This window comes from Providencia sp. PROV076 (assembly GCF_028483405.1).
Taxonomy (GTDB): Bacteria; Pseudomonadota; Gammaproteobacteria; order Enterobacterales; family Enterobacteriaceae; genus Providencia; species Providencia huaxiensis.
In genome coordinates, this window is sequence record NZ_JAMPRR010000011.1 from 37966 (window position 1) to 52479 (window position 14514).

Here is a 14514-nt window from a genome sequence, read left to right on the forward strand (position 1 = left end):
AGATATTTGGATTCGTCATTTCCCATGTTGACGGTTTTGCCTACTTAAACGTAATTGTTGGTAGGCTTTTTTTTATTGAACTTGGCAAGTAAAAGCGGAATAGGATTCATCTTTGATAATATAAATATTGTCTTCCATTTTAGTAATGTTGACATAATATTTTATTTTGTCTTCTTCTAATTGAATAAAGTTAGAAAATAATTTCTCTGGTATATTATCTGAATTGGTTACAGATGATGAAGTAAAGGTGACGGCATAGTTACCTTTATGGTCAACATCTTGATAATCAAAGTAAAGAGCTCTATCTAGTCGGTAAATCTGACTATTATCTTTTAAGTAACCATACATATTCATTCGCCCTTGTTGGCGTGCAGAAAGTTGGACATTAACTTTTGATTTTAAACTCAGGCCATCTTGAGTATTATTATCTTTAATCCATAATATTTCGGAATGGCAAATTTGGACATCATGGCTACTTTTTTTGATCATCAGTGATGCAGTTGATGCAGTTGCAATTAAAAACAGTGAAGTTAAAATATATTTTTTCATTTAAATCCTCTGATCATTGATTGAGATACAATCAAATTTTTTATTGATTTCTTTGCAAATACTAATAGATATGTTTTTGTCGATAGAGTAGGATTTATTTAAATCCGATAAAAGAATAATTCTTTTTGGCTCATCACATGGGATGTTGTATTTATTCAGCTTTTTATTTACGGTAGCAATATTATCGCTGGAAATTTTACCGACCATATCAACCGGTGTTTGTATTACACAGTTTTCATTTGTACTTACAGTCAGATAATTATTGATTGGATTTGGATTATCCATTGGGTGCTGAATAAATAAATAGATTAAATAACATATTGTAAACGTTGAAATAGCTAGGAATAATATCTTTAAGGGTTTTTTACCACTTTTTTCTATTACCTCATCCTTCCGGTGTTGAAGCGATAAGGCTTCATTAATATCCATATTATAAATATGGTTATTTTTCGTTTCATCAATAGGGGATGATGGTTCATCAATAGTAGTGATGAGCGGGGGCTGGGTCGTTAATTGGCTATCAATTGGCTGAGGGAAATATTCTGGGTTTTCAATATAATCATATTTATCATTGAGATAAATAACATCTTCCTTCACATTACTATCTTCAGTTTCTATATTTTCATGTATAGATATATGATTATCGAGTCGAAAGCCTTTTTTAGGTACGGTAACGATCGATTTAGGGTCGATACCAATTTGTTCAAGTTTTTTTCTTATTTCACTAATATAAGTATTTAAATTATTATTAGAACCAACCAGCCCATATTCCTCCCATACACTAGTTAAGAGTTCATCTCGCGTTGCAATTCCTTTTTTTAAATTTAATAAAATGATTTCATTGAATAACCTTGCCGCAGGCTTAGATAATTCAATATTTTGATTTCGATCATATTTTAGGTATATTAAACTTGTTTTCTGCTCGAAAATATATTTTTCATCAATAGTATAATCATGCATTTCGATCATAAATACTGTTTGCTCTCTCTAATTAAAATGACTAATAGGAAATTTAAATTAAGGGAATTAATTTTGGATAAAGTATGTTGTTTTGACTTTTATTATTATGCTTATAGTCTAAATACGGAATCAATTAACTGCAAGTATTGTGAGGTGAGCTTTTTTGTAATGAATTAGCAAATTTATTGAATTGACAGCTTAAATGTTATTAAAAACTATTTAATGGTATATTTAAAGCCTTAATGGTGGTGGGTTAATCACATTTGTAGTTAAAAAGATATAATAATCTATATAAATCAGTTCATGTAGAAATACATTTTTTTATAGGAAATATCTTAAGTGTTATTACTTAATTATTTCAATGTTAACTAATTTAAGTCTATATAATAAATATTAGGCAAAGAACTTAATTCTCTGCCTAATATATTAATGATTAATATTTATATTCAATACCTAGCCAATAGTTACGGCCTTCTTCAATATAGCCATTAGTATATTCATATGATTTATCGAATAAGTTGTTCACTGAGGTGTTAACAGAAACACCTTGGCCAAAATCATAATCTAAGCGCAGGTCAGTTTTAGCATAGCCACGTACTTTGCTATCGGTATCAACATAGTTGAAGGCCCAACTTCTGGCTTCTTCTGTTACTGTGATACTGAATGGCTCATAAGGGGTAAATTTCACCCAAGCAAAGGCTTTATGAGTCGGTAATTCGGTGACGTGTTTTACACTGTAATGTTTTGGATCCGCATGAATATAGCCGTAGCTTAAACCGGCTTCCATCCAATCCGTAATTTGACCCGTGGTGCCTAAATCAATGCCAAAGTAATCGACTTTTCCGCTATTACGATTTTCGAGTATATAGCCTCCATTCTTATTTGTGCCAACACGATGCGCCATAATGGCATCAGAGACATGGTTATAATAGAGACTTGAAGTATATGACCAAGTGGGTGAGATATGTCCCTTGTAAGTCAAATCATAGGTAAGTGCCCGTTCTGTATCGATATGTGGGTTAATGACGAAAGTGTCGTCACTTTTCATTTTTTCTTTGGTATAGCGCTCTTTTTGCGTTGGGAAACGACTTCTTTCTGATATCGAGAATTGTACTGTATCTTCATTTTCTAAGTGGTAGCGAGCCATCACTTCCCAGTTGAAGGCATGTTGGCTGTTACCATCGTATTTCTCAAAATCCCCTGATTTATAGTCATAGCGTTTGCCGTCAGCACTCTTGCGCCAGTCATAGCCGATACCCCCGATAATATCAAGGTTATCCATGGCAACCCATTGATATTCTGTAGCAATAGAATAGGTATTGTCTTTATAACGGTCGAATGGGACATCTCTTTTTGCACGCGCACGGTGAACATCTTCTTTCCAGTGGGCAGCAAATGACAGCATATCTAATTCACGCACGGTGAAGTCAACACGCATATCAGCCCCGTTGCTGTAGTCGTCATAACGGCTGTAGTTATAGATACCTTTTTCATAATCTTTGATAGACTTATATTGATGAAGGGTATTCTTAAATGTGTCGTGGTACAGACGGCTCTGTAACGCGATATCATTGGTTATTTGGGTTGTGCCATTGAAATAAAAACTTTCTTTGTCATAAGCTGGCCATTGCCATATTTGAGGCTTGGTATTTGTCACACTCGGGGGGCTATTTTTATCTCCATCTTGTTTGAGATAGGTAATGACATATTCGTCGGCTTCACGAGGTGTCCAGCCCACTTTCACCATCATGCGCTTGTCGTCAGTAGCTGAATTCGGGCGACGGCCATTATTTCCTGCTAATGGATTGTTATTTTCAGACCCCGGTATTCCCATAAAACGTTGTTTATATTGGCTGCCACTCACTTGGATAAAGCCTAGATCATTACGTCCACCTAAGCGCGCACTGATATTGTGGGCATTATCGGCACCGCGAGCAAAACCTTGATTCAAACTAATATTGGCTTCAAAGGGTTTTTTAGGCGTGGCGGTGGTTAGGTTAATAGCTCCGCCCATTAGGTTTGGGCCTTGTAATAGAGAGGTATAGCCAGTCGATAACTCAACACTGGCCAGCTCGCTAGTCATAAAGCGCCCGAGGTCTAATGTGCCGTCGTAAGGTACGTAGGTTGGAATACCATCAAAGAAAATAGGCACTTGGCGGCTATCAAAACCACGTACATTGACTTGGGTTTCATTGCGGTTACCTGACTTTTGAATGGAAACTCCTGGTATTGTGCTCAGCGCCTGTGCGACGTTGGTTTTATTCAACTGTTTCATTTGACTCTCTGTGATGATGTTTGCATCAGCCGCAAGTGGGGTACTCCAAACGGATATCACATCGGTATTTTTTTCAGTGTTAGGTGAGGCGGCGTATCCTTGTGCTGTGAATAAAGCCATCCCGACTAAATAGGTAATTTGTTTTATTTTCATTATCTCTTTCCAGTTTCATAAATAACGATATATTATTTTTTATATAACGATGTGCGTCATTAACCATAAGTGGATGCAGCCTACGGGGTAGGCTGTTTTTGCAAATGGTTTTTTTTGACGCTAACTTCTTTGGTTACTGCTTAAAAATCTTCACTTTGATATCTCGTGGTGCTGCGTAGTAAGGGGCTGACGTAACCAATAATGGCACCCCTGTTTGTGCGAATGTTTCTATTGTTTTTAAATTAATTCCACCAGCAATGGATAGTCGACAAGGCCGGCTTTGTTGCTTGGCGAGTTCTTGTAGTCGCTGAATTTGCTCAATGGGCAATTTATCCAGCTGAATAATATCGGCTTGCGCATTGATGGCGAGAATGGCTTGCTCGTAGTCATCAGCCTCAACAATAATCATTTTTTCAGGAGCGGCTTGGCGTAGTGTTTTAATATGGCCCGCCCAATCATCTGGTTTTTCAAGACATTGGCGATGATTGGTGAACAGTAGGATACTTTCTGCACTGCCTGCACGATGAATAATAGCGCCCCCAGCCAAAATCGCAGTTAAGGCAAGGGGCTTTGTCTGTGGAATGGTTTTTCGGGTGCAAGCAAGCTGCCCATCCGGTTGATATTGACGCAAAATACTGACCATTTGCTGGGTGTAGTGACTTACACCTCCACACCATTCAAGCACGTTTTGCACCGCTTTCCAGCCTTGATGTAAGGCTTCAATAGGCCCAGTCGCACGAATTAAAATACTTTGTGGTTCAACCTGTTGGCCATCTTGGCAGTGGCACTCGCAAGTGATACCGAGTTTTTCTAACATGCGTCTGGCGATAGCTATTCCACTGACACAGCCGCCAAATTTGGATGCAAAGGTCATGACACCCAGTTGGGATTGTAGGCCAAGTGCCCGTGTAGTGAGGTCCCCATATTGGATGTCATCTAGCAGTAGTTGGTCGATCAATGCATCGGGCACGTAAATCATAACGTCAGTTCCGATTCATCTACCACATCCCAAGATACCATCGCCCAATCTCTGGAAGGATAAGGGACTGTTTTGCCTAAAGCGGTTTGTTCATCATAGTATTGACGTAAGACCGAGGTTTCTTCTGGCGTGATATTTTTAAGGGACCAATTGACACTATCAGCGAAAGCCTCAAAGCTATCAAATCCACCTTTATTGGGGTTTTTAATGAAATCAACACGCGCATTAATACCCATTTGATGCAAAATATTCACTGCATAAATATAGGTAGGTAAACGAACAACTTCACGGCCTATTTTGCGAATTATTTTCTCATCAATAAATGTTGGGTTGACGGTATGGGTTGTGTACACCCGTAATTTTGTTTGGTTATTAAGTTTCAATAAAGCAGCTTTTAAATCATCAACCAGCGTTGAACGCGATGCCACAGAAATATCCACTTTTGGCAATGAACGCCAATCATCTTCCCATGCGAGCTGTTCAAAGCGTGCATGTGGGATAGCGAGCTCTTTAGCCCGTAGTTCAGCCATTTCGAGCATGCCACGGCTATAATCAATTCCAATCACATCTTTAAATTCATTCGCTAGGCAAAGGCTTATGGAACCGGGGCCGCAACCGACATCAAGTAAGGTTTCAGCACCTGTTAAATCCATTAGTTCGCGAAACCGTACTAAGTATGGGTCATGAGGATTAGCACAGTTTTGTGCCATTTGTTGTGCTTTTTTATCCCAATGCTCTGGTTCTTTGCGGCTACGTTGTGCCTGTTGCATGTGCTGTTGGTACATTTTTGAAAAATCGATTTGATTGATTAACATGATCCCTGACCTTAACAAGAAAACGTTGATGGAAGCTGGAAGTGAGCTTGAATGCTGCGCTCATCCACATTATAAAGTGCTGCCAAGTTAGTAAGTGTTAACATACATTTGGATAACCCTTGCCTCGCTTTGTGGTGCTTATCAAGCAAAATGACGTTATCAGCGATAGCTGCGGCATGCTGTGGATGATGGGTTGACATCAATATCGTCATACCATGGGATTTAAGCTTTTCGATTTGCTCAAGTAAGCGAATTTGGTTACCAAAATCAAGGCTAGCGGCCGGCTCATCCATAATTAGAAGTAATGGTTTTTGTATTAAAGCCCTTGCTATCAATACTAATTGTTTCTCTCCGCCACTAAGTGTGCTGTATAGACGTGTTGCTAAGTGTGAAATGCCCAGATGCTTTAGTTGTTGATATGCTAAGTTTTTTTCGGCCTCTTTAGGGACTGAAAATATTGAAATATGGGGTGTTAAACCCATCATCACCATATCAAGTACAGTGAAAGTAAAGGGGGTATCATGGGCTTGGGGAACATAAGCGACAGTTTTGGCTATTTCGCGGGGTTTAAGACCTTGAATGTCTTGCCCATTGAGTAGGATCTCACCTTTAATTGCGGGTAATAACCCCAGTAATGTTTTCATCAAGGTGGTTTTACCGCAGCCATTTGCGCCTAACAAGCAACTAATCTCCCCCTTAGGTAATGAAAGGTTAATACCATCAATGATGGCAGTGCCATGATAACCAATTGCGACCTTTTGCAAAGACAGAATGCTCATTTCACCCGCCTTGTCTGCAATAAGATAGCCAGAAAGAAGGGGGCGCCAATTGCGGAGGTTAAAATGCCTATTGGTAATTCAATTGCAGCAATAGTCCGTGCTAAGGTGTCAGTAACTAGCAATAAGATGGCACCAATTGCCAGTGATGCCGGGAGCTGATAGCGAAAGTTAGCACCCACTATCATTCTAGTGATGTGTGGAACAATTAACCCCACCCAACCAATAATTCCTGCGATTGACACCGCGCTTGCTGTAAGTAATGTGGCACAAACAATGAAAACAGCGCGGGTTAAACTGACATTGATCCCAAGGCTTTTGGCTTCTTCATCCGATAAGCTGAGTAAATTCATACGCCAGCGCAATAATAATAGTGGAATAATACCGATAATCATCAGTGGTAATACTGACACTAAGTCTGCTTGGGTAATCGATGACAATCCACCTAATAACCAAAAAGTGATGGAAGGCAACTGGGTGTAGGGGTCTGCAAGGATCTTCATTAAGGAGATGGCGGAACCACATAACGCACTGATAGCGACACCGACAAGAACCAAAGATAAAATAGGGTCATGTTGCCGTGCTAGGCGGGCAATAAAACACACTAAAGTCACGGTAATTAGCCCACCAATAAATGCACTTAATTGAATGTAAAACAAAGATTGGCCGAAGAAAATACCAATGACAGCTCCCACGCCCGCACCAGCAGAAACACCTAAAATATCAGGCGAAACTAGTGGGTTACGAAACATTCCTTGGTAAGCTGCGCCTGCAATCGCTAGCCCTCCGCCAATAATAATAGCGGCTAATGTGCGTGGAAAGCGTATTTGCCAGAAAACGGTTTCATGGCGTGGGTTACTCAATTCACTGTGAGATGATAATTGGCTGGCAAATAGTCGATAAAGTTCATTAAGTGTAAGTGAGTACTTACCACTTGTTAACGCAATAACAAAGCTAATCAGTAATATGATGACCAATAAAAGGAATTTTCCCTTTTTGTTCAAAACATCATTCATGACTTTTCCATGAGCAAATCAATTTGCTGTGTCGTTAATGATGAATGGTAGAAACGAGTAAAAAACTCAGCAATATCATGTTTAATATTCATGGCAATGTTTTTATCAAAATGGCTTTGTAGCCGCCTCATTCCTAGTAGGCGGTTAACGCCTGGAGGCCCATCTAACCAACCAAATGGCATGCCACTAAATACAAGTAATTTGCGATTAGCAATAGCATCAAGCCCTTGCCATAATGCAGAACTTGTCATCAGTTCAATGGCTTCGTCATATTGCGTTATAATGATGTCAGGGTTCCATTGGTAGAGCTGCTCCATAGAAACCGTAGTAAGGCCATGAAAATTAGGGATATCCACTACATTGCGTAAGCCTAGCATTTCAATCGCTTCAGTATGAATTGAGCCTTTAGCGCCAGTTTCTAAACCTTTTGCCCCTCTCGCGAGGTAAAAACTCAGTGATTTCTGTTGGTTTTGATGAGCAAATAAGGCAGCATCATCAATATAGCGTTGAGCAAGTTGGCTCAATTGTTGTACTTGTGGTAAAACCCCTAAGATTTCACCCAGTTGCATTAGTTGCTGCGGTGAGTCTTTTAGGCCACCTGCGATTAACAAATAAGGAACATGGGTTTGTTTGGCGACTTTTTCTGCTTGTGAGCGATAAGTTTCATCAATGTTTCCTGTGTCAATAATTAAGTCAGGGTTATAAGACAACAGTTGTTCAAGGGAAAGGGTACTACCACGGCCTGCCAAGCGGCCATAAACCGGTAATTCAAGCCATTGTGGTGCAAAAAGGCCCGTTTGCCCTTTTTTCAATGAAATAGAGGCGAAACCCACCATTTTTTCTGGGGCTAAGGCAAACATCAGTAAATCGGAAGGGGGCCCCGAGCTGATGACGCGATGAATATCCTTGGGTGTTGGGAGTTTACCGAATATCGCGGCTTCAACTTCTGGGCGAGTTTGTGCGAAGCTTGGTAAGCAGTAAAAAGCAGTGAGGACGGCACTGGATTTAAGAAACTGTCTACGATTGATAGCCATAGTCTAATTTCATCTATTCGTTATGATAATAATTATATAGCGCGAAAATTAGCGGAGTCATGATAGAGAGTCAACTACAAAAGTGGGTTGGTTAAGAAAAATCAACGTTTATGTGATGTAAATCAGTAACAAAGATTGCTATCTATTGATGGATAGCAGAACATTGTTATCGTTAACGAATTGAATATGACTTTGGACTTATGAAGAAAAGAAGACCTTCTTTGCAGGATGTTGCCGACCAAGTTGGCGTCACGAAAATGACGGTGAGCCGTTTTTTACGAAACCCAGAGCAGGTTTCAGAAGCTCTGCGTGATAAAATTGCTCAGGCGGTGGAGGCTTCCGGGTATATTCCGAATAAAGCTCCCGATATTTTATCGAATGCAACCAGCCATGCCATCGGGGTGTTGCTTCCTTCATTAACTAACCAAGTTTTCGCCGAAGTGATCCGTGGAATTGAAGCCGTGACAGACCGCCATGGCTACCAAACCATGCTCGCTCACTATGGCTATTTGCCCGAAAAAGAAGAGGAGCGGCTGACTTCGTTACTTTCTTATAATATTGATGGTGTGATTTTAGCTGAACGAACCCATACAGAGAGAACGCTGCGTATGCTTAAAACTGCGGGGATCCCTGTGGTTGAAATTATGGATAGCGTTTCTCCTTGCCTAGATATTGCAGTGGGTATTGATAACTTTGAAGCGTCCCGCCAAATGACTCGGGCGATGATTGAGCGCGGCTGCCGTAAGGTTGTGTATTTAGGCGCAAGGCATGATGAGCGTACTTTTATCCGCCTGAAAGGTTATGAGCAGGCCATGCTCGATGCCAATCTTGAACCACGTAATGTGATGACACAGGCTAGCTCATCGTATTCGTTAGGCGCTCAATTGTTGCACGATTGCCGTGATAAGTATCCAGATACTGACGGCTTATTTTGTACCAATGATGACTTAGCAATAGGGGCTATTTTTGAATGCCAACGTTTAGGTATTCAAATTCCACAAGATCTCGCTATTTCAGGTTTCCACGGCCATGATGTAGGGCAAGTGATGACGCCAAAACTGGCGAGTATTTTGACGCCAAGGGACCAAATGGGGCGTAAGGCGGCAGAAGTCTTGTTGGCGAGAATGTCTGGTAAGAAGCTAACGGATACGCATTTTGATGTGGGGTTTTCTGTCCTTACTGGCGAAAGTATCTAATTATTCCTCGTCATCCTTCGCGCTGTCGCGTTGTTGCCTGTACTCGCCAACCCTAGTCACATACTTATGTATGCTCCTAGGGCTTGACTCGCTTGGCGCCTAGCGACAACACGAATTATTTAGAGGAATGTTTTAAGACGAGCAATAAAGTTTAAATATACTTTTTGTCTTTTGTTTCTATATTGCATTGCGAGTTTTGCTTTGTTCTTCACCTGCCTCTTCTGAAGTCAGATTGAGAGTATCATCACAGATCTGTTCTCTTCTTCACCAATTTGATTGCCAAATAAATCCGCACTGATGATAATGTTACCCGTAACTTGTTACCGGTAACAAATGCCGGTTTTTAACTAAAGCCAGGACAATAGTGAATATCTGAGGAGTTTCCTATGAATGATACCCAAAAACAAAACTATACATTTGTACTAATGGGGGTATCGGGTAGTGGTAAGTCTGCTGTTGCTACCGGTGTTGCACAGCAACTACAAGCTGCCTTCCTTGATGGTGACTTTCTTCACCCTAAATCAAATATTTTAAAAATGGCATCGGGTCACGCATTAAATGATGACGACCGTAAACCTTGGTTAGTCGCATTAAATAATGCCATTTTTGCAATGCAAAGAACCAATAAGGTATCGCTGGTGGTTAGCTCCGCACTGAAAAAAAGCTATCGCGATATCTTAAGAGAGGGGAACCATAACCTCTATTTTATTTACCTAAAAGGTGATGCGGTTGTTATTGAAGATAGATTGAAAGCACGTAAAGGGCATTTCTTTAAGCCTGAAATGCTGAAATCGCAATTTGATGCTTTACAAGAACCTGGTGCGGATGAACCTGATGTGCAGGTTGTTGATATTCGACCATCCTTAGAGAACGTGATTGAAAATACGTGTTCTACTATTCGTAAGATTGTCGCTGGAGATAACTAATGAATACCCCAGAAACATTAAGCACGTTAACGCTCGTGCTAACGGCGGTTGGCTCTGTCGTTTTACTGCTCTTTTTAGTGATGTATGCTCGTTTACACGCATTTGTCGCGCTAATGATCGTTTCTATTGGCGCGGGTTTATTCTCCGGCATGCCAGTACAACAGATCACTGAAACCATGCAAAAAGGTATGGCGGGAACCTTAGGTTTCCTTGCTATTGTGGTGGCGCTTGGGGCAATGTTCGGTAAAATTTTACATGAAACAGGTGCGTTAGACCAAATAGCGAATAAGCTACTTAATCTGTTCGGTGAAAAGAATGCTCACTATGCAGTGGGTGTCGCAGGGTTGATTTGTGCGCTACCGCTTTTCTTTGATGTGGCTATTGTCTTGTTAATTGGCGTGGTGTTTGCAGTTGCAAACCGTACTGGCCATAACGTTGTCCGCCTTGCTATCCCTCTATTTGCTGGTGTTGCCGCCGCGGCAGCGTTCTTATTACCGGGACCAACACCGATGTTGGTTGCATCACAAATGGGCGCGGATTATGGCTGGATGATTTTAATTGGCCTGTGTGCTGCTATCCCTGGCATGATTTTGGCAGGCCCTTTATTTGGCAAATTTATCAGTAACTTTGTTCATATTGATATTCCCGCGGATTATCAAGCGCCAAATACAGAACATGGCAAAATGCCAAGCTTTGGATTTAGCTTGTGTTTAGTGCTTTTCCCATTGGTATTAGTGGGTTTAAAAACAATCGGGACTCATTTAGTTGAAAAAGGAACCACTCTTGAGCATTGGTTAGAGTTTATCGGTCACCCTTTTACTGCCTTATTGTTAGCGTGTTTACTGGCGATTTATGGCCTAGGCTTCCGTTATGGTATGGATAAAGAAAAAGTCATGGCGATTTGTTCTGCTGCGATCCAACCTGCTGGGATCATTCTACTTGTGACCGGTGCTGGTGGCGTATTCAAACAAATTTTGGTGGACTCAGGTGTCGGCCCCGCGCTAGGTGACTCTTTAATTGGTGCAGGTTTACCTATTGCGGTTGCTTGTTTTGTATTAGCAGGTGCGGTACGTGTTATTCAAGGGTCAGCAACCGTTGCATGTTTAACTGCTGTAGGTTTAGTGTTACCTGTTATTAGTGAGTTAGGCTACTCAGGCGCACAATTGGCAGCTTTAGCTATCTGTATTTCTGGTGGGTCATTAATCTTAAGCCATGTGAATGACTCTGGCTTCTGGCTATATGGGAAATTTACTGGTGCAACTGAAGCACAAACGCTAAAAACGTGGACGGTAATGGAAACTATCCTTGGTACGACAGGGGCAATTGTCGGCATGGTGTTCTTTATGTTCTTGTAATGTGCTTCATAAAAAGGTAATCAAAGCGCCCACAATCAAGTGGGCGTTTTTGTTTAGCTTAAGCTAATTTTAGGAATGATAATTTCATTGTGGGGTTGTGGGGCGTTAATGTGTTTAACATGGCCCGGTGATAGCGCAATATGCTTCGTAAAAAATGAGGTCAGCCCTAAGTCGTGAGTAGAAAAGAAAATAATTGATTTATCTAATTCAAACTCTTGTTTTATTAATTGTAAAAATGAGAGCGCATCAGAGGTCGCCATAAATGATGTTGATTCGTCTAAGAATATCATTTCAGGTTGTTTTATCAGTGCAAGAACGAGCTGTAACTTTTGTTTTTCCCCTGTAGAGGCAGCGATGTCGGTGACGAGTGTGTCGTCTAAGGTTTCTTTGCTAATCAGTAAGGTTGGGCAACATAATTTGGTCAGGCGAACAATCGTATTGTTATCGAAAACACCGTAGAAATTAAAATTGTCACGTATGCTGCCATGAATAAATGTTGAAATACCATTATGGTAGGCAATTTTTTCTGTTAAAAAGGATTGGGAAATTTCATCAATTCCAATACTATTGATTGTAATATCCCCTGAAGAGTATTCCGAAGTCCCACATAATGCTTTCATTAAAGATGTCTTTCCTACCCCTGAAATACCAGTAATACCGATAACATCACCGGGTTTGGCTTCAATATTGAGCTGGTTAATAATGGTTTTACCATTAATATTAACGCTAAGATTTTTTGCACTAAAATGCTTTATCGAATCTGTTGCTATGCCATCTACTTTGAAATGGATAAGTGGATTGTTTTTTAGCTGATCAATACTGGATTTGATATGAAATAGATGTGTTTTCACCATAAATAAGCGATTAATTGCACTTGTAATTGCACCTGAAAGTCGGCCATTAATGATCATTACAGCGATAACGGAGGCCAAACTTAAACTCCCTTCACCAATAGCTAAATAGCTAGCCACGTACATGATAATCATGGATAGAAACGTATTTACTTTGATGATTTCCATCCAATGGTGGTTCGCCTCATTCAGTTTTAATTTTATTTTTTCATCTTCATTGGTTTTTGTACTGATGTACTGCTTAAAGTGGTTATCTCTGGCGAAATACAGCTCATGTTTTTTCTGTTCTAACGAGTAGTACATGGCTGATTTTTCATAGTTTAAGGTATTCGCTCGAAGCATATTTTTGTAGGAAAGGAAGCGGACATGTAGACATAAAAAGATAAGCCCAGCGTAATAGCTTAATAGCAATAATGAATAAAAACCTAGCATGCCAAAAATACAAAATGAAAATAAAATGGCTAAACCGATATCATAAATAATTTGTGGTTTGATTTCCCATACCTGTAAAATCGATGCTTCGGCAGTTCTCACTTTAATCGAGGCACTTTTACAACTAGACTGCTTTAATAAATTAACAAAGTAACGATTAAAAATGCTGATGTTAAGCTTTGTTTTTTTTATATTCTGTTCATGAATAATGTGTTTAATAAAGAACTCTAAGCCAATAACAACAATGAAAATAAAACTAATATATAAGATTGAGCTTATGGACTCACTGTAAACTAATCGTGAGTTAAAAAGATTTGAATATAAAGGTAATAACAGTGCAAATACAATTAAAGGTAATGAAAATAAACTGGATTTTGGGGTTAACTTAATTAGTGATGTGTATATACTCTCTTCATTCAATGTGTTTTCACTCGCAGAGAATGAAAATAAGTTTTTACTTTCAATTAGTTGGTGCGTTATTGTGGTGTCAGTTGTGAGGTTGGTTAGCTGGCCCTTATGATTTTTAATGATAATGTACTTTCCATTTTCTATTTCCATAATGAAGAGAGCGGGCAGATTTTTTTCACTAAAATCAGAAATGGAAACATATTGATAAGTGAAAAAATCATTATTAATAAATTCATTTATATTATTTAATATATATTTATTATCATACGATAGGGCGGGAGAGATAAATGACTCCCCTAATATCTTAAAATATTGGTTAATGACATCATGGAAACTACTTTCTTTCATTTTCTTCACTCTTCAGGAAGCAAGCGTTAACACCTTGATTATCTTCAATAGGTTTCAATGCTTTAATGTGTACATTAGGCGTGCTTTTCTTAATTAATACGGTGTTATAAATGGTGTAGGTCATTGCTACATCAAAAGAGATGTTATTTCCATAACTGCAATAGATATCAATAGATTTAACCTTTTTATGGTTAATGAATTTGATGGTGTCATGGCTAAATATTAACGACTTCATGATGTTCTTGCCATTGCCATTATTACTATCGGTATTTATAGATGCAGAAGCTTCAGTGTTGCTGTTATCAATTCCTATCAATGCTGCTTTACCTTTATTTTCTTCAGCGGCCATCGTACTTGATAACACATTTGCTAAAAGTACGGCCATAAGTAATGTCATGGTTGCTACAGCAGCAGATAATGCAGAAATAAAACCTAACATAG

At 39.5% G+C, this 14514-nt stretch carries 13 protein-coding genes; 3 read left to right on the forward strand and 10 right to left on the reverse strand.

What is annotated here, in order from left to right; genetic code table 11:
- Positions 1-72: 72 nt before the first annotated feature.
- From PSF67_RS07855 to PSF67_RS07890, 8 genes are all read right to left on the reverse strand, one after another.
- Complete coding sequence (locus tag PSF67_RS07855; RefSeq protein ID WP_210844374.1) at positions 73-549, reverse strand: FidL-like protein; 477 nt, start codon at positions 547-549, stop codon at positions 73-75.
- Positions 550-1518, reverse strand: a complete 969-nt coding sequence (locus tag PSF67_RS07860; RefSeq protein WP_210844375.1) for a winged helix-turn-helix domain-containing protein — start codon at positions 1516-1518, stop codon at positions 550-552.
- Between the two features lie 424 nt (positions 1519-1942).
- Positions 1943-3937 carry a TonB-dependent receptor plug domain-containing protein gene (locus tag PSF67_RS07865; protein WP_272676728.1) on the reverse strand — a complete coding sequence of 665 codons (1995 nt, stop codon included), beginning with the start codon at positions 3935-3937 and terminating at the stop codon, positions 1943-1945.
- 133 nt (positions 3938-4070) lie between these two features.
- Positions 4071-4916 carry a ModD protein gene (gene modD / locus PSF67_RS07870; protein ID WP_206276121.1) on the reverse strand — a complete coding sequence of 282 codons (846 nt, stop codon included), beginning with the start codon at positions 4914-4916 and terminating at the stop codon, positions 4071-4073.
- Complete coding sequence (locus PSF67_RS07875; protein ID WP_206276120.1) at positions 4913-5731, reverse strand: class I SAM-dependent methyltransferase; 819 nt, start codon at positions 5729-5731, stop codon at positions 4913-4915. The genes modD and PSF67_RS07875 overlap by 4 nt, the downstream gene beginning before the upstream one ends.
- 11 nt (positions 5732-5742) lie before the next feature.
- Positions 5743-6510 (reverse strand): ABC transporter ATP-binding protein, encoded by a 768-nt coding sequence (locus PSF67_RS07880; RefSeq protein ID WP_102140237.1) that lies wholly within the window; start codon positions 6508-6510, stop codon positions 5743-5745.
- Positions 6507-7523 (reverse strand): FecCD family ABC transporter permease, encoded by a 1017-nt coding sequence (locus tag PSF67_RS07885; RefSeq protein WP_231068852.1) that lies wholly within the window; start codon positions 7521-7523, stop codon positions 6507-6509. Before PSF67_RS07885 ends, PSF67_RS07880 begins: the two co-directional genes overlap by 4 nt.
- Positions 7520-8557 (reverse strand): ABC transporter substrate-binding protein, encoded by a 1038-nt coding sequence (locus PSF67_RS07890; RefSeq protein WP_272676729.1) that lies wholly within the window; start codon positions 8555-8557, stop codon positions 7520-7522. Before PSF67_RS07890 ends, PSF67_RS07885 begins: the two co-directional genes overlap by 4 nt.
- Before the next feature lie 200 nt (positions 8558-8757).
- Here PSF67_RS07890 and gntR point away from each other — a divergent pair, with 200 nt between their 5' ends.
- The 3 genes from gntR (at position 8758) to gntU (ending at position 12034) form a co-directional block, all read left to right on the forward strand.
- Positions 8758-9753 (forward strand): gluconate operon transcriptional repressor GntR, encoded by a 996-nt coding sequence (gene gntR, locus PSF67_RS07895; RefSeq protein WP_102140239.1) that lies wholly within the window; start codon positions 8758-8760, stop codon positions 9751-9753.
- Positions 9754-10139: 386 nt separating this feature from the next.
- Positions 10140-10679, forward strand: a complete 540-nt coding sequence (gene gntK, locus PSF67_RS07900) for a gluconokinase (protein ID WP_272676730.1) — start codon at positions 10140-10142, stop codon at positions 10677-10679.
- A complete protein-coding gene (gntU, locus tag PSF67_RS07905) occupies positions 10679-12034 on the forward strand; it encodes a gluconate transporter (RefSeq protein WP_272676731.1) in 1356 nt (451 codons plus the stop codon). The genes gntK and gntU overlap by 1 nt, the downstream gene beginning before the upstream one ends.
- Positions 12035-12087: 53 nt before the next feature.
- Here gntU and PSF67_RS07910 read toward each other — a convergent pair whose 3' ends face one another.
- Positions 12088-14073 (reverse strand): ATP-binding cassette domain-containing protein, encoded by a 1986-nt coding sequence (locus PSF67_RS07910; protein ID WP_210848784.1) that lies wholly within the window; start codon positions 14071-14073, stop codon positions 12088-12090.
- Positions 14060-14512, reverse strand: a complete 453-nt coding sequence (locus tag PSF67_RS07915; RefSeq protein ID WP_231068854.1) for a hypothetical protein — start codon at positions 14510-14512, stop codon at positions 14060-14062. Before PSF67_RS07915 ends, PSF67_RS07910 begins: the two co-directional genes overlap by 14 nt.
- Positions 14513-14514 lie beyond the last annotated feature (2 nt).

Coding starts and splice junctions, on each gene's coding strand:
- PSF67_RS07855 (WP_210844374.1), bottom strand. CDS start 549: ATGAAAAAATATATTTTAACTTCACTGTTTTTAATTGCAACTGCATCA.
- PSF67_RS07860 (WP_210844375.1), bottom strand. CDS start 1,518: ATGATCGAAATGCATGATTATACTATTGATGAAAAATATATTTTCGAG.
- PSF67_RS07865 (WP_272676728.1), bottom strand. CDS start 3,937: ATGAAAATAAAACAAATTACCTATTTAGTCGGGATGGCTTTATTCACA.
- modD (WP_206276121.1), bottom strand. CDS start 4,916: ATGATTTACGTGCCCGATGCATTGATCGACCAACTACTGCTAGATGAC.
- PSF67_RS07875 (WP_206276120.1), bottom strand. CDS start 5,731: ATGTTAATCAATCAAATCGATTTTTCAAAAATGTACCAACAGCACATG.
- PSF67_RS07880 (WP_102140237.1), bottom strand. CDS start 6,510: ATGAGCATTCTGTCTTTGCAAAAGGTCGCAATTGGTTATCATGGCACT.
- PSF67_RS07885 (WP_231068852.1), bottom strand. CDS start 7,523: ATGAATGATGTTTTGAACAAAAAGGGAAAATTCCTTTTATTGGTCATC.
- PSF67_RS07890 (WP_272676729.1), bottom strand. CDS start 8,557: ATGGCTATCAATCGTAGACAGTTTCTTAAATCCAGTGCCGTCCTCACT.
- gntR (WP_102140239.1), top strand. CDS start 8,758: ATGAAGAAAAGAAGACCTTCTTTGCAGGATGTTGCCGACCAAGTTGGC.
- gntK (WP_272676730.1), top strand. CDS start 10,140: ATGAATGATACCCAAAAACAAAACTATACATTTGTACTAATGGGGGTA.
- gntU (WP_272676731.1), top strand. CDS start 10,679: ATGAATACCCCAGAAACATTAAGCACGTTAACGCTCGTGCTAACGGCG.
- PSF67_RS07910 (WP_210848784.1), bottom strand. CDS start 14,073: ATGAAAGAAAGTAGTTTCCATGATGTCATTAACCAATATTTTAAGATA.
- PSF67_RS07915 (WP_231068854.1), bottom strand. CDS start 14,512: ATGTTAGGTTTTATTTCTGCATTATCTGCTGCTGTAGCAACCATGACA.